Source organism: Micromonospora inaquosa (assembly GCF_003857055.1).
GTDB classification, from domain to species: Bacteria; Actinomycetota; Actinomycetes; order Mycobacteriales; family Micromonosporaceae; genus Micromonospora; species Micromonospora inaquosa.
On the sequence record NZ_QGSZ01000233.1, the window covers coordinates 68,639 to 94,666 of the forward strand.

Genomic DNA, 26,028 nt, shown 5'->3' on the forward strand with positions numbered 1-26,028 from the left:
CGCTCCCCACCGGAGCGGGCCGACGACGTCCACCTGGTCGAACGAGGACGCCACCCGGTGCGAACTCGCGCAGAGCTCAATTCGGCGGCTGTCCGCGCGGCCTCACCGGCCGGGCAGCCCGGTCAGCCAGACCTCCAGCTCCGCCGGGGAGCGCAGTAACACCACGGGCGGAGCGGCCGGGTCCGTCTGCCAGGCCCGCATCCGCCGTCGAGCCCGGCCGAACGCGGTGACGTGCCACACCAGGATCGAGTCCCGGGACAGCACGCTGCCCAGCGACTCGCGGTTGCCGTTGCAGATCACCTCCCCGGTGACCAGCCGGCGGGCGGTGCGGCGGAGCAACCGCCCGAACGAGCACCACCGTGGATAGTCCAGGCCGACGACCAGGTCGGCGCGGGCCATCGGGACGTCCCGCCAGCCGTGGTACGCCCCGTCGATGATCCAACGGTCCCGTCGACAGATCTCCTCGATCCGGCTGCGCTGATCGGCGACCGGCACCTCGACCCAGCCCGGTTGCCAGAGCAGATCGTCCACCGGATACCAGGGCAGCCCGAGATGTTCGGCCAGCCGCGCCGCGAGGGTGGACTTGCCGGAGCCGTACACCCCGTAGACCAGGATGCGACGCGGTGCGCTCATCGCGGCAGCGTACGTCGTGAAGGAAAATCAGTTGTCGTGCTTGGCGTGCCTCGGCCAGAGTGACGTCCATGACGTACTGACGGACACCACCCCCTGCTCCGCGCCACCGGTGATGCCTCCCGGGGCCGTGACGCCGTCCGTTTCCACGTTCCCAGCGAAGTGAGCCTCCTTGTCCCAGCACCACCTCCCTCGGGAGCCAGTGCCCCCGTCCGCCCCGGCCACCGTCACGGTGTTCGCCTCGCCGGCGAGCTGGATCGAGTCCGAAGCGCTCGCCCAGTGCCGACAGGTCGCCGCCCTGGACGGCATGCGACACGTCGCCGCGATGCCGGACCTGCATCCCGGCAAGGGCGCGCCGATCGGCGCGGCCATGTCCTCGACAGTGCTGTACCCGTTTCTGGTGGGCTCCGACATCGGCTGCGGCATCGCCGTGTTTCCGATCAGACTCAAGCGTGCCGTACCGGAACGGCTCGCCGCCCGGTTCCCCGACCTCGACGAGGCGCTCGACCCGGTACGGGACGCCGACGACCCCGCCTGGGCCGCCGTCGACGGTGACGTTCCGGCCGGTCACCTGGACGGTCTCGGGACGGTCGGCCGGGGCAACCACTTCGTGGAGCTGGCCCGCGTCGACACCATCCTCGACGGGCGTCACGCCAGCCGGCTCGGGCTCGACGCGGGCGATCTCGTGCTCATCGTGCACAGCGGTTCCCGTGGCCTGGGCGAGCGGATCCTGCGGGCGCACACCGAGGTCCACGGCGCCGGGCCGACTCCCGACCCCGCGTCCTACCTGAGCATCCACGACGAGGCCGTGCGCTGGGGATCGCTCAACCGCCGGGTGCTCGCCGCCCGGGTGGCGCACGCGTTGGGGGCCGAGCCGACCGCCCCGATCGTCGACCAGTGCCACAACCTGGTCGAGGTCCGGGACGGGGTCTACCTGCACCGCAAGGGCGCGGCACCGGGGGACGGGCGCGATGTCCTGATCGCCGGTACCCGGGGAACGGCGTCCTACCTGGTGGCCGCGCACGCCGGGCCGGACGCCAACCATTCCGTGGCCCACGGCGCTGGGCGCAAGATGTCACGCGCCGACGCCCTGCGGCGGGGACGGGCCAAGCACACCGTCGAGGAGTCGCGCCGTACCCCGGTCGGGTCCCTGGTGGTGTGCGGTGACCGGCAGCTGCTCTTCGAGGAGGCGCCCACGGCGTACAAGCGCATCGAGCAGGTGATCGCCGACCTGGTCGAGCACCGCCTGGCCACGCCGGTGGTCTCCACGACGCCCCTGGTCACCTACAAGACGCCCGATCTCGGGTCCGCCGCCCGACCGGACCGGCGGGGCCACCGCGGCAGGCGAGGTCGGTCGTGACCGTCTCCCTGCTGCTCTCTGCCGGCCGCGGGCCGCAGGAGTGCGCCTGGGCACTGAGTCAGCTGCTGCACCGCCTGCGGGGCGACGGCGCCCGCCGAGGTCTGACGATCCAGCAGGTTCAGGCGGTGTCCGGTGACCGCACCGGCACCTACCGGTCGGTGCTGATCCGGATCTCCGGCGCCGACGCCGAGCCGTTCGCGGCCTCCTGGACCGGGACGCTGTGCTGGCAGGCCCCCAGCCCGTACCGGTCGGGCACTGGCCGGAAGAACTGGTACGTCACCGCCCAACCGCCCGAACGCGACGCCCCGCCCACGACGTTCCGCGAGGCGGACGTCGACATCGTCGCCTGTCGCACCGGCGGGCCGGGTGGTCAACACCGGAACAAGGCCAGCACTGCGGTACGCGCGACGCACCGTCCCTCGGGCCTGGTGGTCGTGGTGGACGAGGAGCGGCAGTTCAGCCTCAACCGCCGGGTTGCCCTGGATCTGCTGCGCCAACGCATCGAGCAGGACGACCAGGCGGCGCGGCGGGCCGTCACCACCGCCCGGTGGCGCATCCACGACGGGCTGGTCCGTGGCGATCCGGTGCGGGTGGAACGTCCGATGCCCGGGCGGCCGGGAGGCTAGCGACTCACACCTCCAGCACCGCGTCCGCGAAGGCCCGCGGCGCCTCCTGCGGCAGGTTGTGCCCGACACCGCCGCCGACGGTCCGGTGCTCGTACTGGCCGGCGAACTGCTTGCCGTAGACGGTGGGCTCCAGGTGCGGTGCACCGTTCGCGTCCCCCTCCAGGGAGATGCTGGGCACCGTGATCTTCGGCTTCGCGGCCAGACGCTGCTCGATCTCGTCGTACTGCGGCTCACCGTCAGCGAGCGCGAGCCGCCAGCGGTAGTTGTGGATGACGATGTCGACGTGGTCGGGGTTGTCGAACGCCGCCGCGCTGCGGTCGAAGGTCGCGTCGTCGAACGTCCACCCGGGCGACGCGGTGTGCCAGATCAGCCTGGCGAAGTCGCGTCGGTTCTTGTCGTACCCTTCCCGTCCACGCTCGGTGGCGAAGTAGTACTGGTACCACCATGCGAACTCCGCCTTCGGCGGCAACGGCACCGTGCCCGACTTCTGGCCGTCGATGAGGTAGCCGCTCACCGAGACCAGTCCCCGGCAGCGTTCGGGCCACAGCGCGGCGACCACATCCGCCGTCCGCGCGCCCCAGTCGAACCCGGCGAGCTTCGCGGTGTCGATCTTCAGGGCGTCCATCAGGGCGATGAGGTCGAGCCCCATGGCCGCCGGTTCGCCGTTGCGCATGGTGTCGTCGGAGAGGAACCGGGTCGTGCCGTAGCCCCGCAGGTACGGGACGACGACCCGGTGACCGGCAGCGGTGAGCAGCGGCACGACGTCGACGAAGCTGTGGATGTCATAGGGCCACCCGTGCAGGAGGATCACCGCGTCACCGTCGGGCGGCCCGGCGTCCACGTATCCGACGTTCAGGACTCCAGCCTCGACCTGTCGCAGGTCAGTGAACCCGGCGGCGGCCTTTGCCATCGACTTCCTCCCGGCGTCCGTACCTGCTCGGATGGGCTGACCACGCCCGAATCTAGCGACCTGCCAGGAGCCTGATCACCGTTCGCACAAGGGCCGCTGCACGGATGTCGAACTGGGTAGGATGCCCGTCCTGCGAGCTAGGTGGCGCTGAAAGGTGGTCGGGTGGCCCAGGGCGAGGAGACCGCTTCGGGCGTGAGCGCGGAACGGGCGCTGGCGGCGATCACGATCCCCCACGCCGACGACGTACGCGGGAACGTGACGCTGCCGACGGTGACGGAGTCAGGGGCGGCGATCCGTTGGACGTCGTCGCACCCCGACATCGTGTCCGATCGGGCGGACGGCGCGATCGCCGCGGGGGTCGTCCGGCGTCCGGCGCCCGGGGATGCGCCAGCGACGGTGACCGTGACAGCTCAGGTCCGGGTGGACGCTCACGAGGCGCGCCGCGACTTCGTGCTGACCGTACGCCCCGGGGTCGCGCTCGCCCCGTTCTCGCGCTACGGCATGGTGAACTTCGCCCGGTCCAACAGTCAGGCGGGGCAACAGCTCTACTTCGCCGCGAGCATCGGAAACGACCCGCTGAGTTGGGCCGCCGTCAACGACGGGCAGGCGGTCCTCCGGTCCCGCAGAGGCATGCACGCCGTCCGCGACCCGTCCGTCGTCCGCTCCCCGGAGGGGGACCGGTTCTACCTCGTCGCCACTGATCTGAACGTCGACGGTCGGGCGTACGGGTGGCAGGGCTGGGACTGGGCGCAGAGCGGCGCGAGCCGACACATCGAGGTGTGGGAGTCGACCGACCTGCGGACCTGGTCCGAGCAGCGCCACGTGCTGGTGGCCCCGGACGAGGCAGGCATGGCGTTCGCGCCGGAGGCCAGTTGGGACGAGTCGATCGGCGCCTACGTCGTCTACTGGACGTCGTCGGTGTACGCCCCCGGCACGTACTACACCCCGGATCGCGCCGACCCGCGTGGTCGCTTCCCGCTCACCCGGAACCAGACCCTCTACGCCACCACCCGGGACTTCGTGACGTTCACCCCGGCGCAGGTGATGTGCGGCCGACCGCACCACGGGACGCTGGACGCGGTCATCATCCGCGACGACACGGACGGGTCGTACCACCGCTTCGTCACCGACCGTACGTCCACCGGCGTCGGGGTCACCCCGTACGTTCCGTCGTGCGGCGCCGAGGACATCTATCAGGAACGGTCGACCGCCATCCTCGCTCCGCCTCACGAGTGGGAACTGGTGACGAGCTGCATCACCCACCGGGCGATGAACACCACGTACGCCGAAGCGCCGATGGTGGTCACGGCGAACCCGGGCGACGTACGCGGATCGGGCTGTTACCTCTGGGCCGACCAGATCTGGGCCGGGTCGCCCTCCGGCGACCACCTGGAGGAGCAGTTGCACCCGTACTGGAGCGCGGACCTCGCGTCGGGCGATTGGACGCCCGTCGACTGGAGCCGGAAGCCCGAGTACGACCTTTCCGACGGCGTGCTGCGCCACGGGAGCGTCTTCGCCCTCACCCAGGCGGAGCACGCCGGGCTGCGGGGCGCCGAACCGACGGGCGTCGCGGTACGGACGCCACCGATCAGGACCAGGTACGCCGTCGGCGAGCCCCTCGACCTCACGGGTCTCGTGGTCACGGCCGACTACACCGACGGGGTGCGGGACGAGGTGGTACCGCACGGCCACGGCGGGTACACGGTTTCGGGGTACGACGCCGCCACCGTGGGGGCGCAGACCGTCATGGTGGCGTACTCGGTGGTCGGGGTGACGAGGGTCGCCTCCTTCCCGGTGAAGGTTGTGGGGCGGTAGCCGGGGGACCGTAGGGTGTTGGCATGGCTGAGCGACCTCTGACCCTGATGGCGGTGCACGCCCACCCCGACGACGAGGCGACGAGCACCGGCGGCGTTCTTGCCCGCTATGCCGCCGAGGGGGTCACGACCGTTCTGGTGACCTGCACCGACGGGCGATGTGGGGACGGCCCGGGTGGGGTCAAGCCGGGCGAGGAGGGGCACGACCCGGCCGCCGTCGTGGCGATGCGCCAGGCCGAGTTGGAGGCCAGCTGCGCGGCTCTGAACGTCACCCATCTGGAGACCCTCGGCTACGCCGACTCCGGGATGATGGGCTGGCCGACCAACGACCTGCCCGGCGCGTTCTGGACGACACCGGTGTCGGAGGCGGCGGCCCGTCTCGCGGAGCTGATCCGGCGGTACCGGCCGGACGTGATCGTCACGTACGACGAGAACGGTTTCTACGGCCACCCGGACCACATCCAGGCGCATCGGATCACCATGGCCGCCGTCGAGCAGACGGACGTCCCGGCGAAGGTCTACTGGACCACGGTGCCGCGTACGGCGTTCGCGGAGTTCGGGCGGATCATGAAGGAGCTCGGCGTCGAGTGGGCCGAGCCGGACGCGACGGAGCCGCAGCTCGGCCTTCCCGACGACGAGATCACCACCTGGGTCGACACGAGCAAGTACGGCCTGCAGAAGTTCAGCGCGCTGGCCACGCACGCGAGTCAGACCGAGAACATCTTCTTCCTGCAACTCGGCCAGGAGCGGTTCACCGAGTTGATGGGCGTGGAGACCTTCCTGCGGGTCCGGGACCGGACCGACGCGCCGACCCCCGAGGACGACCTCTTCGCCGGCCTGCGCTGACCGGTCTCCCCAGCGACACCAGGGCATCGTCGACCACCGCGTCGACGGTGCCCTACGTCGTGCGCCGCGCTGATGCCCCGTGGCGCGCACCGCGCTGATGGCACCGCGCACCTGCGTCGGGCCGTCGCATCCCGCGCTGCGGCCGGCCGCCGGCGTCCGAAAGTTTCGACCGCCGATCGCTCGGGGCTACGCAGGTCATGTGCTGAGTTTCCGGAAGTTTTCAGCGTTGACGCCCAGACATAGATCGGCTTAACGTTTCGAGCGGGTTTCCGGTTTCCGGCCGGAACTACCGGCGTCACCCAACCCGACCCGCGTCTGCGCCGGCCAGCACCGAACCCTCGCCTCCTGAATCGACATATGACTATTGATCGTTGGAAGGAAGGCACATGAAGTTAAGGCAGTGGTCGACCGTCGGCCTGGTCGCCGTCGCGACCGTCGCGACGCTGAACACGGTGCCGGCCACCGCGAGTCGGCCGTACGACCCCACGACGCAGAGCCTCGCCACCCTCGGCCTGCGCCACGGTCTGCACGTCGGCACCGCGGTGAACATGGATGCCCTCAACGACGCCAGCGACCCGCAGTACCGCAAGCTGGTCTCCTCCGAGTTCGCCTCGGTCACCGCCGAGAACGTGATGAAGTGGGAGAGCCTGGAGCCCACCCGCGGCACCTACAACTGGGCGCCGGCCGACCAGTTCGTCGATTTCGCCAAGCGCAACCGGCAGAGCGTGCGCGGCCACGTCCTGGTCTGGCACAACCAGCTGCCCGCCTGGCTGACCAGCGGCGTCGCCGACGGCTCCATCAGCAAGCAGGAGCTGCGCGAGCTGCTGCGCAAGCACATCACCACCGTCGTCAACCGGTACAAGGGCAAGATCTGGCAGTGGGACGTGGTCAACGAGGCGGTCAGCGACCCCTGGGACACCCCGTCCACCCTGCACTACAAGGGCTTCTGGGCGCAGAACCTCGGGCCCGGCTACATCGCCGACGCGTTCCGTTGGGCACGGGCCGCCGACCCCAAGGCACTGCTGTTCTACAACGACTACAACATCGAGGCGTTCGGCTCCGGCAACCCGGCCGACGACAAGACCCAGTTCGTGTACGACATGACCAAGAGCCTGCGCGCTCAGGGTGTCCCGATCGACGGCGTCGGCTCCCAGGGCCACCTGGGCACCCAGTACGGCAACTTCGACACGCTCCAGGTGACCGCCGCGCTGAAAAAGTTCAGCGGGCTTGGCGTCGCGACCGCGTTCACCGAGGTCGACGTCCGCAGCCAGCTGACGGAGGCCGTCCAGGCGGGCAACTCCGAGGAGATCAACCCCCGGCTACAGGCGTCGGCCGCCAACTTCAGCGTGCTGATGAAGGCGTGCCTCGCCGTGCGGAGCTGCCTGTCGTACACGGTCTGGGGTTTCAGTGACAAATATTCGTGGGTGCCGGGCTGGTTCAGCGACCCGCCGGAGGGCCTGGCCACCATCTACGACGAGAACTACCAGCCCAAGCGGGCCTACCAGGAGTTGAAGTCCGACCTGATCTTCGCTGGGCCGCCGTACGTCCTGCCCCGCATCGCCCCCAAACCCCGCCGCTGACGCGCATCCCGCCGTGCGGGCCGTGTGGAGCTTCCCGATGCTCCACACGGCCCTCGTGCCTCCACGGACGTCGGCGGTCGACTCACGTTCGGTCGTTCCGTTCCGCCATCTGGACGCCATCGGAGGACTGGTGCCGGTTTCTGCCGGTTTATTGATGGTGTTGGTGTCACTATGGCAGGCGTGGGAACTGCGAAAACTGCCATGCCTGCGATCTCGCCGCTCACCGGCGATCCCATCAAGCGGGCCGATGCCGAACGTTTAGCGGGGGTCCTGAAGGCCTTCGCCGATCCGGCGCGACTCCGGTTGCTCAGCCTGATCCAGTCCGCGCCGGAAGGTGAGGCGTCCGTGAGTGACCTCACCTCGGCGCTCAACCTCTCTCAGCCGACGGTGAGTCACCACCTGCGGATCCTCACCGAGGCCGGCCTGCTCGAACGCGACAAGCGCGGGGTCTGGGCGTACTACCGCCTGGTGCCCGCCGCGATCGCGCAGATCGCCGACCTGTTGACGCCGCCCCGGAAGCGGGCGACGAAGAGGGCCCGCTGACCGGGCCGGGCGGCTGGCCCGTCACATCCGCTCCAACGTTCGGATGCCGAGCAGGTCCAGCCCCTGCCGCAGGGTCCGGGCGGTCAGCTCGGCCAGCAGCAGCCGGCTCTCCCGCAGCTCGTCGGACGCGGACAACACTGGGCAGCGCTCGTAGAACGCGTTGAACGCGGTCGCCAGGCGGTGCAGGTACCCGGCGAGCTGATGGAGTTCGAGGCTCCGCTCCACCTCGCCGACCACCCCGGCGAAGCCGAGCAGCTCAACCGCGAGAGCCCGCTCCGCCGGCTGCGCGAAGACGATGGGCGCGTCCGGCCGCGCGGCGGTCCCGGCCCGACGCAGCACCGACCGGATCCGGGCGTACGCGTACTGGAGGTAGGGCGCGGTGTTGCCGTCCAGCGCCAGCATCCGCTCCCAGTCCAGGACGTAGTCCTTGGTCCGGTCGACGGACAGATCCGCGTACTTGATCGCCCCGATGCCCACCGCGCGGCCAATCGCGTCGGCGGCCGCGGCGTCCAGTTCGGGGTTCCTGCTCCGGGCCAGGTCAGTGGCGCGGACGACCGCCTCCTCCAGCAGCCCGACCAGCTTCACCGACTCACCGGCCCGGCTGCGCAGCATCCGCCCGTCGGCGCCGAGGATGGACCCGAAGCCCAGATGCTCGGCCCGGACCGGCGGGCGAAGCCAACCGGCCGCCTCGGCAACGGCGAACACCATCGCGAAGTGCTGCCGCTGCGGCAGGCCGACGACGTACAGCAACCGGGTCGCGCCCAGCTCGCCGACGCGCTGCCGCAGCGCGGCCAGGTCGGTGGCCGGATAGCCGTACCCACCGTCGCTCTTGCGCACGATCAGCGGCAACGGCTCGCCGTCCCGGCCGGTGAACCCGGGCGGGAAGACACAGTCCGCCCCACCGCTGGGCAGCAGCAGTCCCAGGCGGTCGAGGTCGTCGACGACGCGCGGGAGCAGATCGTTGTAGGCGCTCTCACCCCGAAAGTCGTCAGCGGACAACCCCACGTCGAGCAGGTCGTACACGGTTAGGAAGTACCGCTCGGACTGCGTCACCAGCAGTCGCCACAACCGCCGGGTCCGCTCGTCGCCGCCCTGCAACGCGACCACCCGCAGCCGGGAACGTTCCTGGAACGCCTCGTCGGCGTCGAACTTCGCCCGGGCCGCCCGATAGAAGGTGTCCAGGTCCCCCATCGACAGGTTCTGGGCGGCTTCGGCTTCACCGAGGTCGACCAGGTGCTCGATCAGCATGCCGAACGGTGTCCCCCAGTCACCCAGGTGGTTGACCCGCACCACCCGGTGACCGAGCCAGGTCAGCAGCCGCACCGCCGCGTCGCCGATGACGGTCGAGCGGAGATGCCCGACGTGCATCTCCTTCGCCACGTTGGGCCCCGAGTAGTCGACCACCACGGTCTGCGGCGTCGCCGTCGACGGCACGCCGAGCCGGGCGTCGCCGGCCAGCCCGGCGACCAGGTCGGCCAGTGCCCGGTCGGCAAGCGTCAGGTTGACGAAACCCGGCCCGGAGACCTCGGCCGACACGCCGATGTCGTCGAGAACCGCGTGCGTCAGCACCGCGGCGGCGATGTCCCGCGGCGGGCGGCCGAGCCGCCGGGCCAGCGCGAGGGCCCCGTCGGACTGGAAGTCCGCGCGTGGAGACCGCCGCACGAGCGGGTCGACCGGGCCGCCGGCCACCGTCGCGAACGCCGGTGCCAGCCGGTCGGACAACAACTTTTCAAGATCCATGAGTACGCCGATCTCGCTCGGACCCGCGCTGTCACGCGAGCCGTTGACGGGGAGATGAGGGCGGACCGAGGACGACCAGTGAACGACCGGCGGCTCGATCCGCCGGTCGCAGGAAACAGGTCAGCGCAGGCGGGCGACGGATCGCCGGCGTCGCCCCGCACCGACCTGGACGTCATCCGACAGTCCGGCGGTGCACTGAGCGTTTACGCTGGTCATGCGGGGCAGCCTAACGGCCCGGTCGATGCGACGACACCTCAATTCCGGTGGTCCGGTCGATCCCGAGCCGCCGTGTGATCGTTTCGGTCGGCTCGGCGCAGGGCACTTCCCCGGCAACAGACGAGGGGTGACGATGAGCCGATACACACCACTGCCACCGGCAGGTACGCGACGTGCGCTCGCGCTGCTTCCGCTGCTCGGCACCATCGCACTGGCCGCCGCCTGCACCACCACCGATGATCCGCCCGGCTCAGCCCCGCCGACCACCGCACCGACGACCGCGTCGGCGTCAGCGTCCCCGACGGATCCACCGTCTCCGAGCGCGAGCACCCGGGTGACCATCCCGACCTCGGCCTTCGTCGAGTTGCCCGCCGAGCTGCGGAAGTCGCCTCGGCGGACGACGCCGGTCGCCGACGCCCTGCCGACGCTGTGCGGCAACGAGTTCGGCACCGGCGGGCGGCAGGTCACCGCGAGCGCCGCGATGACCGTCACCTACCAGACGGCTGGCGCGCCCGACAGCAACGTGCCGCAGGGGATGATCCACCAGACGATCTTCACCTTCGACGGGGCAGGGGCCTCGGCCTACCTGGACCGGCTCCGCACCGCCGTGCAGGCGTGCCCCTCGTACGACCAGGCCGGAAACCGCGTCACCGTCAAGAGCGAGGTGCTGCCCGGGGTCGGTGGCGAGGCGTTGCTGCTGACCCGAACCTGGCCCGAGACGAGCCTGAACGGTGAACGCACCGGTGACGCCGCGTCCAGTCAGATCGCCGTGGCCCGCGTCGACAGCGCGGTGACGGTCTTCAACGACCAGGGGTGGGAGGGCACCAGCGGCAACCCGGCCATCCTGGACCGGGTCGTGCGCGACGGCGTACGCGCCATCGACGCCTGGCAGCGGTAGCGCACCCGGCCGCGCCCGACCCGAGGCGTCCACCGATCGGCTCGATCCTCAGTCGGATCATGGACATCGGGAGGCGAGCCGCGCTCGCGCCGCAAGACTTGAGGATCTCGGTCCACAGTGGGGCATGCCGACTGCGGCAGCCTGCCGGACCATCCGCGTTGGTCGGTGGAGGAGGTCGTCATGTCGGACGGTCGGGATGCAAAGGCGCCGTGGCTTCCGCCGCGTTGGTTCATCCGTCTTGCCTGGTCGGTGCACCGGGGCGTGTACCGGGTCACCGGCAGCCGGGTCGGGCTGTGGCGACCGCGCGAGCAGCGCTGGGGCACGCTGCGCCTGACCACGACCGGTCGCCGCACCGGTCAGCAGCGCAGCGTCATCATCGCGTACTTCGAGGACGGCCCGAACCTGGTCGGGGTGGCGATGAACGGGTGGGGGGAGGGCGCCCCCGCCTGGTGGCTCAACCTCCAGGCCCACCCGGACGCGTCCGTCGACCTGGCCGACGGGCGGCGACTGGTCCGCGCCCGCTCCGCCACCGACGACGAGCGGTCGCGACTGTGGCCACGCTGGCGCGGGGCCGACAAGAACTTCGAGGCCCACGCGGCCCGGCGATCGTCGGAGACCACGGTGGTGGTGCTGGAGCCCAGATCGCACGGGGACTCCGCGACACCATGATGCGCTGCCAGGCCGGGGAGACAACCGCTGCGGTACGACAGCCGGAGCGCGTACATCCCGGGTGGTAGGCCGGTTGGCAACTCCGGCATGACGACTCGTGGGCGGTGTGGTTCCTACGCTGCCGTCTGTACCCGTCATGCGACCGAGGGGATCCACGATGTCCGTCCGTCACCTGCTCGCCACCGCCGTAGCCGCCGCCCCGCTCGGGGCGATCGCGCTGACCGCGCCGGCAGCCGCGCATGTCTCATCCCAGCCAACCGCCGCCACCGCTCTCGCCATGAGCTCCGGGCGTATCGGTGCCAGTGTGGCAGTTCTGCTGGGGCTGGTCGGCGCCGTTGTGGGAGGGCTGGCTCTGGCCCGCCCCGCCGGTCGCATCGGTACCGGCTCGGGGAGCATCGGAGCGGTCCTGGCCCTGGTGGCGGGGTTGATCGGCGTGGCGCTCGGTGGGCTGGTGGTGGCCACCTCCGACGGTGGCATCGGCACGGGTAACGGGCGAGGCGGCGCCTTTGTGGCCCTGGCGGTCGGGGCGGTCAGTGTGGTCCTCGGCGGGCTGGCCCTGGCCCGCGCCCGCCGCACCGCTCGGCTGACCGCCTGACCGGTCAGCGCGCAGGGCCGTGCGCCGGTGGTGACGCTGCCGGTCGGCCGGACGCCGTGGTCAGGATCGGGTGAGCCAACCAGGCACGGTCAGGCCCGACTCATAGGCGAGGATCACCAACTGGGCCCGGTCCCGGGCAGCCGCCTTGGTCATGATCCGGCTGACATGCGTCTTGGCGGTGGCCGGGCTCAGCACCAACCGCGCCGCGATCTCGTCGTTGGACAGGCCGGCCGCGACCAGCGCCAGCACCTCCCGCTCGCGCTCGGTGAGCACGCTCAGTCGCGGCCCGGGGTCGGGATGCCCGGCCCGGGCCGCGAACTCCGCGATCAACCGGCGGGTGATCGACGGCGCGATCAGCGCGTCGCCCCGGGCCACGACCCGCACTCCGTGGATCAGCTCCGCCGGCTCGGTGTCCTTGACCAGAAAGCCGCTGGCGCCGGCCCGCAGCGCTCCGTAGACGTACTCATCCAGGTCGAATGTGGTCAGGATGATGACGCGAGCGTCGGAACTCCCGACGATCTGCGCGGTGGCGGCCAGGCCGTCCAACCCGGGCATCCGGATGTCCATGAGGACGACGTCCGGCCGCAGTTGCCGGGCCAACCGCACCGCCTCGGCCCCTTCGGCGGCCTCGCCGACCACCTCGATGCCGTCCTCACCGTCCAGGATGGACCGGAAGCCGGCGCGGACCAGGGTCTGGTCGTCGACGAGCAGCAGCCGGATCATGCCTGCTCCCCCGCCGGATCGGGCCGCACCGGCAGCCGGGCGCGGACCCGAAAGCCGCCGTCCGGCTGCGCGCCGGTCGTCAATGAACCGCCCAGTGCCCGTGCCCGCTCACGCATTCCGAAGATCCCGCTGCCCGGCGTGCCCGGTGGGCTGGTGCCGTCGTCCTCGACCTCCACAACCACGTCGTCGTGGTCGGGCCGGACCCGGACCACCGCGGCGGTGGCACCAGCGTGCCGCGCCACGTTGGTGAGCGCTTCCTGGACGATCCGATACACCGCCAGGTCGACCGCCGGCGGCAGCGACCGGGTCTCGGCCAACTCGGTACGGATCTCCAACTCCGGCCGGCCGGCCGTTCTGACGAGATCGCCGAGGCGGGACAGACCGGGTGCCGGCCCGACCGCCCCCGCACCCTCCTTGCGCAGTACGCCGAGCGCCGCGCGCAACTCGTGCAACGTCTCCTTGCTGGTCTGCTTGATCGCGGTGAGGGCCTGCTCGGACCGGACCGGGTCGGGCCGGTGCAGCGCGGCGCTGGCCTGCACGTTGATCAGTGACAGGTGGTGGCCGAGCACGTCGTGCAGTTCCCGGGCGATGCGCAGCCGCTCCTCGGTGGCCCGTCGCCGGGCCTCCTCCTCCATCCGCTGCTCGGCGACGACCGCTCGGGCCTGCGCCTCGGCGAGGTAGGCGCGACGGTTGCGGGTCACACCGACGATGACCGCGACGAGCCAGCCGGCGTGCAGCAGTGTCGCCCCGTTCATGCTGTTCGGGGACCGGTTGTAGCTGTCCGCCACGGCGAAGGCGATCACCGAGGCGAGACCCAGCCCGATGGCGACCGCGAGATGCCCCTCGTCGACGACGGTGTAGAGCGCCACGACGAAGACCAACATGATCGGACCGGGCCGGTGCAGCAGCGCACCGTACGCGCCGACGGCGGCCAGCGCCACGACACCCACCGGCACCGGGTGACGCCTGCGGAAATACAGCGCGCCGGACGAGAGCAGCACCACCGGCAGTGCCGCCCATTCGGCGGTGGTGTCGATGCCGTGCGACTGCACCACCAGGCCCACGAGGGCGACCAGGCCGACGACGGGCACAAGGGCCGCGTTCGCCGTCCGGCCCCGCCACCCTGACATGCGCCGAAGCCTAGCCTCTGGCCGGGGAGCGGGAGAAGGTCTGACTTGGAGGCCGGCGGTGACGGTCTTCAGTGGGAGGTCGGCGCGGGCCGGTGGCCCTCCTTCAGGTTCGCGTCGTAGCCGGCGGCCTGGAGGGCGAACAGCTCGGCGTACCGACCGCCGGTGGCGACGAGGTCGGCGTGGGAGCCGGCCTCGACCAGTCGGCCGTGGTGCAGGACGAAGATCCGGTCGGCGTGCCGGACGTTGGCGAGCCGGTGCGTGATGAGGATCGTGGTGGCGCGACCTCTCCGGTCCCGAATGGCCTGGAACAGGGCATCCTCGGCGCGGGGGTCGAGCGCGGAGGACGGCTCATCCATGATCAGCAGTTCGGCGTCGCGCAGGAACCCACGGGCCGCGGTGATGCGCTGCCACTGCCCACCGGAGAGGTCCTGACCTCGGGCGAAGGTCCGGTCGAGCAGCGTCTCGTACCCGTGGGGAAGTTCGTTGATCATGTCGTGGGCGACCGCGCGGCCGGCGGCGGCCTCGATGCGATCCTGCCGGGCCTCGTTGTCGACGTCGCCGATGGCGATGTTCGTGGCCGCGGTGAACGGCCATTTGTGGTATTCCTGCGTCACCACCGCGATCCGGGCCCGCAGCCCGTCGACGTCGAAGTCCGACAGCGGGCGGCCGTTCCACTCGATACTGCCCTCGGTGGGCACGCGGAGGCTGGCGATCATCGCGGCGAGGGTGCTCTTGCCCGAGCCGTTCTCTCCGACGAACGCGACCGTCTGCCCGGCGGTGATCGTCAACGTGACGCCGTCGACGGCTGGGGCGTCCCGGTCGGGGTAGCGCAGACTCACGTCGGTGACTGTCAACTCCCGCAGCCGGTCCGGGACAGCCCCGGGTCCGGCGCTGTCCGGCAGGTAGGCGTCGGCGCGGGTCATGAAGCCGGTGTAGTCGCCGAAGTGCTGCCCCTGGGTGTAGACGTGGTCGACCTGGAAGGTGGCGATGGCCAGGGATCGTTGTGCGGACTGCACCGCGATGACGCAGGTCGCCGCCGCGGCGAGCGGGATCTGCCCGTCCAGGAGCAGCAGTCCGAGCAGGGCGTAGACGGTGCCGGTGGCGAGGCCACCGATGATCGCTCCGACCGTGGTGGTCGTGGTGACACGCCGGGCCAGGGCGAGCTGGATGTCGGTCTCCACCTGCATCACCCGGTCGTACTGGTCGAGCAGGAACCGGCGCAGACCGTAGGAGCGCAACTCCGGGGCCGAGGCACGTTCGGCCATCAACTTGTGCAGCAGCCACAGTCGACGTCGGCGCACCGATCCGGCGGTGTACGTCTGGTAGCGCAGATGCCCGGCCCGCAACGACGCCCACGCGTTGGGCACCGTGGCGACCAGCAGCGCCAGCAGCAGCAGCGGGTGGATGATGATGACGGCAGCCGCCACGGCGAGCAGGCCGGCCAGCCCGGCGAGCAGGTTCATCGACGCCTGCACCAGCCCGATCGTCGAGTCGGTGCCTCGGGAGGCGCGTTCCATGTCATCGGCGAACGCGTCGGCGTCGAACGCCTCCAACCGGACCGCTGTCGACACCTCGAACAGGCCCCGCTCCACCTCCCGGCTCACCCGAGGCGTCAACCCGTTCTGCGCGTACCCGGTGGCGATGCCCATTCCGGCGCGGAGCGCGACCGTCGCCGCCAGCACGGCCAGCGCGGGCAGCGCCGCCCGCACCTTGTCCGCGGTCGGCCCGCCGGCGAACAGTTCCACCAGCACGCGCTGCGTGGCCAAGAGGCCGAAGGCCGCCATCACCCCCGCGCCGACCGTCGCCGTGGCCACCACACCGGTACGGAGCCGGTCCGCGCGCCAACTGATGCCCAGCGCCGTCCAGACCAGCCTGGGCAGCTCCGCGAACACGGCGAAGACGCCGGCCTCGGCGCGCGCCCGCACGCCCGTCTCCCACCACATCTCCCGCAACTCCGGCAGCACCGATTCGGTGCGCCCAGGGTGAGACTTGTCTGGCCGGACCCGGTGGGCCTCTGCGGTGGCGGTCTCGCTCATGGACGTACCTCCCGGGGCGGCGCAGCCGACGCCGCCCCCGCCGGACCGGCGAGGTGGCGGCTTTCTGGAGGATTGGACCACTCGGATGTAGCTCACGGCAATGTCTCAACCACTCACCGTCATGGATGCGATATTGCCGGCGGGGCACAGGTGCGTCAGTGCGGGCGCAGGACGTCCAGGCGCGCTCTCAGCGCCGCGGCGATCTCGCCCGCCGCGACGATCTGATCCGGGGTGAGGGCGTCGACGAAGAGCTCACGAATGGCGCGCAGGTGCGGAAAGGTGGCGCCCCTGAACGCCTCGGCGCCGGCCGTGGTGAGCAGCACCTCCGACCCACGGGGAACCGTCGCGCACTCCTGGCGCCGAATCAGGCCGCGCCGTTCCATCCGCCCGAGGTGATGCGAGAGCCGGCTTCGTTCCCACCCGATGTGCGTGGCGAGTTCGGACGAGCGCATCGCCTGACCCTGCGCCTCGCTGAGGGCAAGGAGCACCGCGTAGTCGCCCGTCGAGAGCGCGGAGTCGCTCTGTAGCCGGGACTCGAGCCGGGAGCTGAGCGCTGCCGTCGTCTCGATGAAGTCCCGCCAGATCCGCAGTTCGTCGGCGGTCGGGAGTTGGCGTCCTCCCCGCCGGTCCGGTGTGGCGTCCGTCATCTCGCTCTCCTGGGAATTGACGTGTCAATCGCCAAGTTAGCATCATTGACATGTCAATCGGTAGGCCTGCTCCTGCGGGTCGCCGACTGAGCACCGAGGAGGAGAGCGATGGCAGCTGCAGACTTCGAGCTGGGGCTGAACTCGTTCGGGGAGGTCGCCACCGACGGCGACCGGGTCCTGAGCGACGCCGAGACCGTACGGCTACTCGTCGACGAGGCACGGCTCGCCGAGTCGGCCGGAATCGACGCGTTCAGCGTCGGCGAGCACTACCGCGCGGGCCACAACGACTCGGCGACACCCGTGCTGCTGGCGGCAGCCGCGACGGCGACCGAGCGAATTCGCCTCGGCACCTCGGTCACCGTGCTCAGCACCAACGACCCGGTACGGCTCTACCACGAGTTCTCCACCCTCGACGCCGTCTCCAACGGACGCGCCCAGTTGGTCCTCGGTCGGGCCTCGGCGACCGAGTCGTTCCCGCTGTTCGGTTACGACCTGGCCGACTACGAGCGGCTGTTCGAGGAGAAGCTGGACCTCTTCCTGCGGCTGCAACAGGACGAACCGGTCACCTGGTCCGGTACGGTGCGGAGCCCGCTGAGCGCGCAGCGGCTGCACCCACGGATGCGGGCCGGCGGCATCCCGACCTGGATCGGGGTCGGGGGAAGCCCGAACTCGGTCATCCGTGCCGCCCGGCACGGACTTCCGCTCATGCTCGCGATCATCGGCGGGCGTCCCCAGCGCTTCGCCGGCCACGTCGACCTCTACACCAGGGCGCTCGAACAATTCGGGCATACCCCGCAGCCAATCGGGCAGCACTCACTCGGTCTTGTCGCCGACACCGATGAGGAGGCGGTGCAGACGTGGTGGCGATACTGGCAGCCGGTCGCGGCGGCTCTCGCCGCCGAACGCGGCTTCTACAAACCGGACCGCGCGCGCTACGAGGCCGAAATCGACCACGGGGCGCTCTTCGTCGGTTCCCCCGAGACGGTGGCCCAGAAGATCGCCACTGTCGCTCGCGACCTGCGGCTGAGCCGCTTCGACCTGAAATACGACATCATGCACCTGCCCCGCGAGGCACGCGCGCGCACCATCCAACTGCTCGGCAGTGAGGTCGCGCCGCGGGTCCGGGAGCTGCTCGCGAAGGAGCCCACCAATGTCTGACCTTCTGTTCGGCCTGGACACGTTCGGTGACGTACCGCAGGACGACACCGGCAAGATCGTCTCCCACGCGGCGGCGATCCGGCAGGTCGTCGACGAGGCGGTGCTCGCCGACCAACTCGGGGTCGACGTCATCGCCCTGGGCGAACACCACCGGCCGGAATACTCGGTCTCCACGCCGGAGACGGTGCTGGCCGGCATCGCCACCCGCACCTCGCGGATCCGGCTGGCCTCCGGCGTGACCGTGCTCAGTTCGGACGACCCGGTGCGGGTGTTCCAGCGCTTCGCCACTGTCGACGCGCTGTCGAACGGACGGGCCGAGGTCATTCTCGGTCGCGGCTCGTTCACCGAGTCGTTCCCGCTCTTCGGTTACGACCTGCGCGACTACGACACGCTGTTCGAGGAGAAGATCGAACTGTTCGTGAAGCTGCTGGACGAGAAGCCGGTCACCTGGAGCGGCACCCTGCGTGCCCCGCTGGAGAACGCCGACGTCTTCCCGAAGACCGAATCGGGTCACCTGGACACCTGGGTCGGCGTGGGTGGCTCGCCGCAGTCGGTCGTCCGCACCGCCCAGTACGGGCTTCCGCTCATGCTGGCCATCATCGGCGGCGCACCCGAACGGTTCGCGCCCTACATCGACCTCTACCGCCGGGCCGCCGACCAACTCGGTACGACCGCACACCCGGTAGGGATGCACTCGCCCGGCTTCATCGCCGACACCGACGAGCAGGCCAAGGAGATCTACTGGCCGCACTACCGGATCATGCGCGACCGGATCGGCAAGCTGCGGGGTTGGCCGCCGATCCGCCGCCAGGAGTTCGACTCCGAGGTGGAGAACGGTTCCCTCTACATCGGTTCGCCGGAGACGGTGGCCCGTCGGATGGCGCGGGCGATCCGTAGCCTCGGCGTCGGCCGGTTCGACCTCATCTACTCGGCTGGAGCGCAACCGGCGAGCGCCCGCATGCGCGCCGTGGAACTGTACGGCTCGAAGGTGATCCCCATGGTCCGCGAACTGCTGGCCTGATCGGCACTTCCCAGCGAAAGGACGACATGAACGACAACGACCGGAGCCGGCCCGCGACCCTCGGCATCCTCGGGGCCGGCAAGGTGGGCACAGTGCTCGCCCGGCTCGCCGTCGCCGCCGGCTACCGGGTGCGGGTCGCCGGCTCCGGCGACCCGGCGAAGATCGCCCTCACCGTCGAGGTCCTCGCCCCAGGGGCCGAGGCCACCACCGCTGTCGACGCGGCGGCCGACGCCGACATCGTCATCCTCGCCCTGCCCCTGGGCAAGTACCGCAGCGTTCCCGTCGAGGCGTTGCGGGGCAAGCTCGTCGTCGATGCCATGAACTACTGGTGGGAGATCGACGGCATCCGCGACGACCTCACCAACCCGCGTACCTCGTCGAGCGAGACCGTCCAGGCGTTCCTGCCCGGATCGCGGCTGGTCAAGGCGTTCAACCACATGGGCTATCACGACCTGGAGGACGAAGCCCGGCCGGCGGGGGCGACCGGGCGCAAGGCCATCGCGATCGCCGGCGACGACAGCGCCGACCTCACCGAGGTGTCGACCCTGGTGGACGCGCTCGGTTTCGATCCGGTCGTCGCCGGCCCGCTGGCCGAGGGGGTACGGCTCGAACCGGGCAGCGAGTTGTTCGGCGCCGATGTGAGCGCCGACGAGGTCCGCGCCATGCTCGACCGCTTCCCCCAGTCGGAGCGGGGACGGATCATCACGGCGGCCCAAGCCTCGACCCCACCCCAGGCCGGTTAGGGCGTCTCCACGCCGAAGGCCGCCTCCGGTTCGAGGAGTTGACCGACGGCGTACTCCTCGTCGAAGGCGGCCGGGCCGAGCGCTTCGATCGCGGCGGCGCGCATCCTGGCGAGGTCCGCCGCGTCGTCCGGGTCCGGTACCTGGCCGAGCGCCGCGAACGCGGCATCCGCGACGCCGATCATCCGCGCCGCGCGCGACTGATCTCCCTCGGCGGACGCGAGCGCGGCGCCCGCAACGCAGACGTACGGCACGAAGTCGGCCCAGCCGTTGTGGAACACCCGCTCGCGGTTCTCGGCGAACAGGGTTCGGGCCACGTCGAGGTTGCCCAGCCCCAGCTCGCAGAACGCCAGGTTGTGATACTCGGAGTTGACCGTCTTGGGTTGCCCGAGCGTCTCGTTGAGCGCGATGCTCTCCCGATACAGGTCCCGAGCACGAACCAGGTCTCCGGACATCCGCGCGACGCCGGCCAGCACGTGCCTCGGCCGTTCCTCGAGGCTGCGGTCACCGGAGCGCATCGCCACCGCCAGGGCCTCGCGCGCCCGAGCTTCCCCGCCCGGCAGGTCGCCGCCGCGAATGGCGACCCGGGCCAGGCTGTACCGGGCCTCCACCTCACCTGCCGGGTCGCCGGCCGCCTGCGCCCGCTCGATCTCCGCCTCGCTCATTCGCACCACCGCGTCGGTCTCGCCCCGCCGAAAGGCCGAGCGGACGTTCTCGCTGAAGCTCATTGCAATCTCCCCCATCACGAACAGTCCGGTAGCGGCGTCACTGCGCCACGAACATGGTCCAGTTCTCCACGAGCACGAAGCCCATCGACTCGTAGAGCGGCCGGCCCATCGGGCTGCTGTGCAGGTAGGCGACGTCCGCCCCGGCCGCGATGCCATCGCGCAGCACCGCTTCGGTGAGCATCCGGCCGAGGCCACGGCCCCGGGCGGACGGTACGACGCCGATGTTGAACACGCCGATCGCTCCGTGGGCTTGCATGCCGAGGGCGGTGCCGATGGAACGGCCGGACTCCTCGGCCAGGTAGCCGGTCATGCCGTCGGTGTCGAGCACCGCGCCACCCATCAACGAGCCGAAGACGCCTTCGGGCGCCTCGAAGCTCTCGGTGAAAACGTCGGTGTACCTGTCGCTCTCGGCGGCATCAACCCGGCGTATCGAGGTTTGCTGCGTTGAGGCAGGCCGGAACACGATGTCGTCCGTGGCGCACGCCATCAAGGGTAGGACGCTACGTTCACGCAGCCCGTGCCGGGCCGCGAGGTCGACCAGCGAGGTGCTGGCCTCGCCCCGAACCATGATCGACCAGTGCGGTACCTGCCTGGCGACCTCGGTTGCCAACTCGTCGAGCGACCCGAGATCCGGGTCGCTGGTCAGGTCGTAGACGTTGTTGAGCGACGGGACGTCGGCGTGGGTGATCGCCGCACGGGCGGTGCCCCGTTCGGCGTACCAGCCCTTCGGGGTGACCCGGCAAAGGGCCTCGATGGCGTCGGAGTACGCCGTCGCCAACCGGTCGGCGGTGCTGCTCATGCCTGCTCTCCCCCATGGAACGGTCGCCCTGCCGAGGTCGCCAACCTAGCCAGCAACTCGTTACCCCAGCAAACGTGACGATTCGGGCATCCGGCGGCGCTCCGCACCGATCAGGAATCGAGAAGCCCTCTGACCGGGGCCCGGCCTAGCCTTTCCCCAGGCACCCGGCAGGGCGCCCAGCCTGACGACGAGAGGGAGATCGAACATGTCCGCGAAGACCACCGCCACCGAGTCCGACGGCTTCACCGCCGAGGAGCGCGCCGCGATGAAGGAGCGCGCCGCCGAGCTGCGCGCCGAGGGCAAGAAGGGTGCCAAGAAGGCCGACGGGCTGCAGGCGGTCCTCGACCGGATCGCGCAGATGGAGCCCGAGGACCGGGCGCTCGCCGAGCGCGTACACGTGACGGTGACCGCCGCCGCCCCGGACCTGTCGCCCAAGACCTGGTACGGGATGCCCGCCTACGCGAACGCGGACGGCAAGATCGTCGTCTTCTTCCAGGACTCCGGGAAGTTCAACTACCGGTACTCGACGCTGGGCTTCCAGGACGCGGCCAACCTCGACGACGGGGACCTGTGGCCGGTGTCGTACGCGCTGCAGAAGTGGAGCCCCACGGTGGAGAAGAAGATCACCGCGCTGGTGCAGGCGGCGGTTTCCTGAGCTACCGCCGCCGGATCCGCCCATCCGCACGGCATCGGACGATCGCACCGGGCCCCTTCCTGGCCCGAGCGCCCGAGGTGAGCGATGATCGGGGTCGGCGACTGAGGGAGACACAGTGCGGACGATGTGGCGCAGGCCGCCAGCGGCGACCCGAGCAGCCCGGTGACGGCCCGGGCCGGTCAGGCGTTCGACACCGGTCGGGCGGTGTCCGACGTCGAGACGTTGCTCGCCGAGGAGCTGCCCACCGACGGTGCCGCGGTCCAGGAGGGCGATCCGGCGACCGGGGAGTGGACCGGCACCCGCGGGGCGGGCTTTCGGATCATTCCGATCTGGGAGGGCGAAGACCTCACGGGTGTCTACAGCCCCGCCTGGAATGAGGCCGAGGAGGCCGCGACGGCGAACCTGGCCCAGGTCGTGGGCGAGTTGGACCGCCGGTGGGGCCCGCACCGGAAGGTCTGCATGCGGGTACCGCTGTTCCGGAAGCAGGCGGGCACACCGATGCCGGCGCTGTTCCAATCTCTGTCCGACATGGACTGCTACGGCGACCTGACGGTCTGGGGCCCGACGCCGACCGAAGGTCGGTGGGTCGCGGTCTCGGTGAACCAGTGCGACGGCGACGCCCCGATGATCATGACGGCGGCGGTCAGTCAGTTCACGATCACCGAACTGCCCGACTGACCCGTGTCGACAACAGATCATGCCGTGGCCGTCGCGGCGGCGGAGGCCGGAGCCGCGGCCGTCCGCGCTCGATACGGGTCGCCGCTGACCCGCTTCATGAAGATCGGCGACGACTTCGCCACCACCGCCGACATCGAGGCGGAGAAGGCCATCCTCGACGTCCTGCGCGTTGCGCGTCCGCAGGACGCCGTGGTGGGCGAGGAGACCGGGCGCACCGGCACGGGCGAGAACGGACGCACCTGGCTGGTCGACCCGCTCTGCGGCACGTTGAACTACGCCGCCCGCACCATGCTGGTCGCGGTCAACGTCGCGCTGCACACCGGGACGGGCAGCGCCGTGGCCGCGTCGGCGGACCCGTTCAGCGGTGAGGTGTTCTGGACCGACGGCAGTGCCGCGTACGTCCGCTGCGCCGGCACGGACGAGCGACTCGTCCCGTCGGCCGAGTCGAAGCTGGTCGACGTCAACCTCGACCCGCCATTTCCCAGCCGGGACGTCTTCCTGGCCGCCCGGATGCTCGCCGACGAGGACTTCATCGACCAGTTCCACCCACGGGTGGTCTCCACCAGCCTGGCCGTGGCGTGGGTCGCCGCCGGTCGCCGTGCCGCGTACCTGACGGACCGGCACGACCTGAGCCGCAGCGTCCACTTCGCGGCCGGAATCGCGCTCTGCCAGGCGGCTGGTTGCGTGGTCACCGGGCTCGACGGCGAACCGCTGCACACCGGCGGGAATGGTCTCGTCGTGGCCGGCGACGAGCGGACCCACGCCGCCCTGCTGACCCTCGTCCGGAAACAGAGCTCATGATCACTCGGTGTTGACATGAAGTGTGGTTGAGGTTCTAGCGTTCCTTGGTGATCACGTCAGGGCCGTCGCGTCCGGACGTACGTCACCCGAGCGCCACCGTCGAAGGGGTCCTGATGTTTCTGTCCCGCCTGCTCCGCCCGCGTACCGTCGCGAGCGCCCACTGCGACCTGCCCTGTGGCGTCTACGACCCGGCCCAGGCCCGGATCGAGGCCGAATCGGTCAAGGCGATCTCCGAGAAGTACCAGGCCAGCGACGACCCGGAGTTCCGAACCCGGGCGCTGATCATCAAGGAACAGCGGGCCGAGCTGGTCAAGCACCACCTCTGGGTGCTCTGGACCGACTACTTCAAGGCGCCGCACTTCGAGAAGTACCCCCAGCTGCACGGCCTCTTCAACGAGGCGACCAAGCTGGCGGGTGCCGGCGGCGCGAAGGGCGCCGCGGACCCGGCGGTCGCCGAGCAGCTCCTCATGAAGATCGAGGAAATCTCGAAGATCTTCTGGGAGACCAAGCAGAGCTGATCAGCCCGGTACCAGGTGGCGGCGGCCACCCGGTTCGGCGTGTACCACGTTCGGGAGGAACCGCATGGAGTCGCGCACCGACCTCATCGAAGACTTGATGAGCCGTTTCCCACACGTGCCACGGGAGGCGGTCCTCAAGGAGGACCTGCTGCGGGGCGGGCTCGCCTTCGACGACGCGGCACTGACCGACAACGAGCACGGCGACGTCAAGCCGAAGTCGTACTTCATCTTCTCCTTCGATCACCGGACGCTGCCGGAGTTGGGCACGGCCGCGCTGCGCCGGCCACCGGAGGAGATCGTGCTCACCGGGGGTCCGTACGAGCTGCGCCGTACCGTCGTCTCGGTCCGCACCAATCCCAGCTCGCCGTACCGCGTCGGCACCGACAGCGACGGTCGGCTGCGCCTGTTCCTGGACGGACGGCCCATCGCCGATGTCGGGCTGCCCCCGATGCCGGCGTACTACCGGCACACGCTCGCCAACGGCAAGTCGGTGATGGAGGTCGCCCCGACGATCCAGTGGGGCTATCTGATCTACCTCACCGCGTTCCGGGTCTGCCAGTACTTCGGTGCCAAGGAGGAGTGCCAGTACTGCGACATCAACCACAACTGGCGGCAGCACAAGCAGGCCGGCCGCCCGTACACCGGGGTCAAACCGGTCGACGAAGTCCTCGAGGCCCTGGAGATCATCAACCGGCACGACGTCGATCGCGCGTCGCAGGCGTACACGTTGACCGGTGGCAGCATCACCTCGCAGGTCAACGGGCTGGCCGAGGCCGACTTCTACGGCCAGTACGCGCAGGCGATCGAGGAACGCTTCCCGGGACGGTGGATCGGCAAGGTGGTGGCCCAGGCGCTGCCCCGAGCCGACGTGCAACGCTTCCACGACTACGGGATCCGCATCTATCACCCCAACTACGAGGTGTGGGACAAGCGATTGTTCGAGCTGTACTGCCCGGGCAAGGAACGCTACGTCGGTCGGGAGGAGTGGCACCGCCGCATCCTCGACTCGGCCGAGGTGTTCGGCCCGCGCAACGTGATCCCGAACTTCGTGGCGGGCGTGGAGATGGCCGCCCCGCACGGCTTCACGAGCGTCGACGAGGCGATCGACTCCACCACCGAGGGGCTCGACTATTTCATGTCCCGGGGGATCACACCCCGGTTCACCACCTGGTGCCCGGAGCCCACCACGCCGCTGGGCCGGACGAACCCGCAGGGCGCGCCGCTGGAATACCACGTCCGTCTGCTGGAGGCCTACCGGGCGACCATGGACGCGCATGGGCTCTCCAGCCCGCCCGGGTACGGCCCCGCCGGGCCTGGCCGAGCGGTCTTCTCGGTCAGCTCCTTCATGGACACCCTGCCGTCCACGGATTCCTGACGGACGCGCTCGACTGACCCGCCCGTATCGAACCGCCGAAGAGCGGTGTACCTCAGAGACATATTCACACCTCTGAGGTATACCGCTCAAAACCGCACCCGCTTCGACGACGGTGACTGACTGCGATCGGCTCAGCCACCCCCGCCGGCCCGACAGGTCGCTGACCGCTGCGCCCGCGGCACCGGCCAGGATGCGGACCTACTCGTCTAGCTGGCGTACGTCTCGAACTCAGCGACCCGCGGCGTACCGCTGGAGCTGTTGATCTTGAAGTTGATCTTACTTAACGCGGTCGTCGAGAAGGTGATCGAACCAGCCCCGCTGCCGGCGGCCAGGACGGCCCCGTTGTCGTTGTTGATCAGCTGCCAGGACCCGATGGAGCCCTGGGTGCCGGACGGCTCGCGAATCACCACCCGGGACACCCGGGTCGCGGAGCCCCACTTGATCGAGATCGTGCCGGTTGATCCGGCCGGCGACCAGTAGCTGCTCAGGCTGCCGTCGCGCACATTGCCGTAACTGGTCCCACTGGCCTTGCTGGAGCCGTCGGCGCCGGCGCCGAGGCTGAGGTTGGTCCCACCGGAGGGCGGCGGGGTGG

The 26,028-nt window shown here is 70.3% G+C and carries 26 protein-coding genes and 1 pseudogene; 17 read left to right on the top strand and 10 right to left on the bottom strand.

Annotated features, from left to right (window positions below):
• Window positions 1–102 precede the first annotated feature (102 nt).
• Entirely contained in the window at window positions 103–633 is a 531-nt protein-coding gene (locus tag DLJ59_RS20075; protein WP_124774174.1) for an AAA family ATPase, read from the bottom strand.
• A 169-nt stretch (window positions 634–802) separates the two neighbouring features.
• Between DLJ59_RS20075 and DLJ59_RS20080 the strand changes: the two genes are divergently transcribed.
• Both DLJ59_RS20080 and prfH read left to right on the top strand, forming a co-directional pair.
• On the top strand, window positions 803–1,990 hold the full coding sequence (locus tag DLJ59_RS20080; protein ID WP_124774175.1) for an RNA ligase RtcB family protein: 1,188 nt from the start codon (window positions 803–805) through the stop codon (window positions 1,988–1,990).
• Entirely contained in the window at window positions 1,987–2,616 is a 630-nt protein-coding gene (gene prfH / locus DLJ59_RS20085) for a peptide chain release factor H (protein WP_124774176.1), read from the top strand. The genes DLJ59_RS20080 and prfH overlap by 4 nt, the downstream gene beginning before the upstream one ends.
• 4 nt (window positions 2,617–2,620) lie before the next feature.
• On the opposite strand, the gene DLJ59_RS20090 is transcribed toward prfH, so the two are convergent.
• Complete coding sequence (locus DLJ59_RS20090; RefSeq protein WP_124774177.1) at window positions 2,621–3,526, bottom strand: alpha/beta fold hydrolase; 906 nt, start codon at window positions 3,524–3,526, stop codon at window positions 2,621–2,623.
• Window positions 3,527–3,688: 162 nt separating this feature from the next.
• On the opposite strand from DLJ59_RS20090, the gene DLJ59_RS20095 reads away from it, so the two are divergent.
• From DLJ59_RS20095 to DLJ59_RS20110, 4 genes are all read left to right on the top strand, one after another.
• Window positions 3,689–5,341 (top strand): immunoglobulin-like domain-containing protein, encoded by a 1,653-nt coding sequence (locus tag DLJ59_RS20095; RefSeq protein WP_124774178.1) that lies wholly within the window; start codon window positions 3,689–3,691, stop codon window positions 5,339–5,341.
• A gap of 23 nt (window positions 5,342–5,364) precedes the next feature.
• Complete coding sequence (locus DLJ59_RS20100) at window positions 5,365–6,186, top strand: PIG-L family deacetylase (RefSeq protein ID WP_124774179.1); 822 nt, start codon at window positions 5,365–5,367, stop codon at window positions 6,184–6,186.
• A 386-nt stretch (window positions 6,187–6,572) separates the two neighbouring features.
• Complete coding sequence (locus tag DLJ59_RS20105) at window positions 6,573–7,766, top strand: endo-1,4-beta-xylanase (RefSeq protein ID WP_124774180.1); 1,194 nt, start codon at window positions 6,573–6,575, stop codon at window positions 7,764–7,766.
• A 201-nt stretch (window positions 7,767–7,967) separates the two neighbouring features.
• On the top strand, window positions 7,968–8,309 hold the full coding sequence (locus DLJ59_RS20110; protein ID WP_030333934.1) for an ArsR/SmtB family transcription factor: 342 nt from the start codon (window positions 7,968–7,970) through the stop codon (window positions 8,307–8,309).
• Window positions 8,310–8,330: 21 nt separating this feature from the next.
• On the opposite strand, the gene argS is transcribed toward DLJ59_RS20110, so the two are convergent.
• Window positions 8,331–10,049: an arginine--tRNA ligase gene (gene argS, locus DLJ59_RS20115; protein ID WP_124774181.1), complete on the bottom strand. Its 1,719-nt coding sequence runs from the start codon at window positions 10,047–10,049 to the stop codon at window positions 8,331–8,333.
• Window positions 10,050–10,398: 349 nt separating this feature from the next.
• Here argS and DLJ59_RS20120 point away from each other — a divergent pair, with 349 nt between their 5' ends.
• The 3 genes from DLJ59_RS20120 (at window position 10,399) to DLJ59_RS20130 (ending at window position 12,427) form a co-directional block, all read left to right on the top strand.
• Window positions 10,399–11,163 carry a hypothetical protein gene (locus tag DLJ59_RS20120; RefSeq protein WP_244236135.1) on the top strand — a complete coding sequence of 255 codons (765 nt, stop codon included), beginning with the start codon at window positions 10,399–10,401 and terminating at the stop codon, window positions 11,161–11,163.
• Between the two features lie 180 nt (window positions 11,164–11,343).
• Complete coding sequence (locus DLJ59_RS20125; protein WP_124774182.1) at window positions 11,344–11,832, top strand: nitroreductase/quinone reductase family protein; 489 nt, start codon at window positions 11,344–11,346, stop codon at window positions 11,830–11,832.
• 157 nt (window positions 11,833–11,989) lie between these two features.
• On the top strand, window positions 11,990–12,427 hold the full coding sequence (locus tag DLJ59_RS20130) for a DUF6223 family protein (RefSeq protein WP_124774183.1): 438 nt from the start codon (window positions 11,990–11,992) through the stop codon (window positions 12,425–12,427).
• Between the two features lie 60 nt (window positions 12,428–12,487).
• On the opposite strand, the gene DLJ59_RS20135 is transcribed toward DLJ59_RS20130, so the two are convergent.
• The 4 genes from DLJ59_RS20135 to DLJ59_RS20150 form a co-directional block, all read right to left on the bottom strand.
• Window positions 12,488–13,150 (bottom strand): response regulator, encoded by a 663-nt coding sequence (locus DLJ59_RS20135; protein WP_124774184.1) that lies wholly within the window; start codon window positions 13,148–13,150, stop codon window positions 12,488–12,490.
• Window positions 13,147–14,280 (bottom strand): sensor histidine kinase, encoded by a 1,134-nt coding sequence (locus DLJ59_RS20140; protein ID WP_124774185.1) that lies wholly within the window; start codon window positions 14,278–14,280, stop codon window positions 13,147–13,149. Before DLJ59_RS20140 ends, DLJ59_RS20135 begins: the two co-directional genes overlap by 4 nt.
• A gap of 68 nt (window positions 14,281–14,348) precedes the next feature.
• Window positions 14,349–16,316 carry an ABC transporter ATP-binding protein gene (locus DLJ59_RS20145; protein WP_124774186.1) on the bottom strand — a complete coding sequence of 656 codons (1,968 nt, stop codon included), beginning with the start codon at window positions 16,314–16,316 and terminating at the stop codon, window positions 14,349–14,351.
• Between the two features lie 155 nt (window positions 16,317–16,471).
• Complete coding sequence (locus DLJ59_RS20150; protein WP_124774187.1) at window positions 16,472–16,963, bottom strand: MarR family winged helix-turn-helix transcriptional regulator; 492 nt, start codon at window positions 16,961–16,963, stop codon at window positions 16,472–16,474.
• Between the two features lie 108 nt (window positions 16,964–17,071).
• On the opposite strand from DLJ59_RS20150, the gene DLJ59_RS20155 reads away from it, so the two are divergent.
• From DLJ59_RS20155 to DLJ59_RS20165, 3 genes are read left to right on the top strand one after another with little or no spacing between them, the layout of a single operon-like run.
• Window positions 17,072–18,121 carry an LLM class flavin-dependent oxidoreductase gene (locus DLJ59_RS20155; protein ID WP_124774188.1) on the top strand — a complete coding sequence of 350 codons (1,050 nt, stop codon included), beginning with the start codon at window positions 17,072–17,074 and terminating at the stop codon, window positions 18,119–18,121.
• The gene (locus tag DLJ59_RS20160; protein WP_124774189.1) at window positions 18,114–19,142 is read left to right on the top strand and encodes an LLM class flavin-dependent oxidoreductase; all 1,029 of its coding nucleotides are present in this window, start codon (window positions 18,114–18,116) and stop codon (window positions 19,140–19,142) included. The genes DLJ59_RS20155 and DLJ59_RS20160 overlap by 8 nt, the downstream gene beginning before the upstream one ends.
• 26 nt (window positions 19,143–19,168) lie before the next feature.
• Window positions 19,169–19,885: an NADPH-dependent F420 reductase gene (locus tag DLJ59_RS20165; protein ID WP_124774190.1), complete on the top strand. Its 717-nt coding sequence runs from the start codon at window positions 19,169–19,171 to the stop codon at window positions 19,883–19,885.
• Here DLJ59_RS20165 and DLJ59_RS20170 read toward each other — a convergent pair.
• Window positions 19,882–20,610: a tetratricopeptide repeat protein gene (locus DLJ59_RS20170; RefSeq protein ID WP_124774191.1), complete on the bottom strand. Its 729-nt coding sequence runs from the start codon at window positions 20,608–20,610 to the stop codon at window positions 19,882–19,884. The genes DLJ59_RS20165 and DLJ59_RS20170 overlap by 4 nt on opposite strands.
• Window positions 20,611–20,647: 37 nt before the next feature.
• On the bottom strand, window positions 20,648–21,409 hold the full coding sequence (locus DLJ59_RS20175) for a GNAT family N-acetyltransferase (RefSeq protein WP_124774192.1): 762 nt from the start codon (window positions 21,407–21,409) through the stop codon (window positions 20,648–20,650).
• Between the two features lie 205 nt (window positions 21,410–21,614).
• Between DLJ59_RS20175 and DLJ59_RS20180 the strand changes: the two genes are divergently transcribed.
• The 5 genes from DLJ59_RS20180 to DLJ59_RS20200 all read left to right on the top strand — a co-directional run bounded on the left by DLJ59_RS20180 (window position 21,615) and on the right by DLJ59_RS20200 (window position 25,436).
• A complete protein-coding gene (locus DLJ59_RS20180) occupies window positions 21,615–22,064 on the top strand; it encodes an iron chaperone (protein ID WP_124774193.1) in 450 nt (149 codons plus the stop codon).
• A 126-nt stretch (window positions 22,065–22,190) separates the two neighbouring features.
• Window positions 22,191–22,742, top strand: a complete 552-nt coding sequence (locus DLJ59_RS20185; protein ID WP_208648775.1) for a hypothetical protein — start codon at window positions 22,191–22,193, stop codon at window positions 22,740–22,742.
• A gap of 3 nt (window positions 22,743–22,745) precedes the next feature.
• Window positions 22,746–23,543 (top strand): inositol monophosphatase family protein, encoded by a 798-nt coding sequence (locus DLJ59_RS20190; protein ID WP_124774194.1) that lies wholly within the window; start codon window positions 22,746–22,748, stop codon window positions 23,541–23,543.
• Window positions 23,544–23,656: 113 nt separating this feature from the next.
• Window positions 23,657–24,061, top strand: coding sequence for a superoxide dismutase, Ni (gene sodN, locus DLJ59_RS20195; RefSeq protein WP_124774195.1), 405 nt, complete (start codon window positions 23,657–23,659; stop codon window positions 24,059–24,061).
• A gap of 64 nt (window positions 24,062–24,125) precedes the next feature.
• Window positions 24,126–25,436 carry a radical SAM protein gene (locus tag DLJ59_RS20200; protein WP_124774196.1) on the top strand — a complete coding sequence of 437 codons (1,311 nt, stop codon included), beginning with the start codon at window positions 24,126–24,128 and terminating at the stop codon, window positions 25,434–25,436.
• Between the two features lie 206 nt (window positions 25,437–25,642).
• Here DLJ59_RS20200 and DLJ59_RS20205 read toward each other — a convergent pair.
• Window positions 25,643–26,028, bottom strand: a pseudogene (locus DLJ59_RS20205) (pectate lyase); the annotation flags it as partial.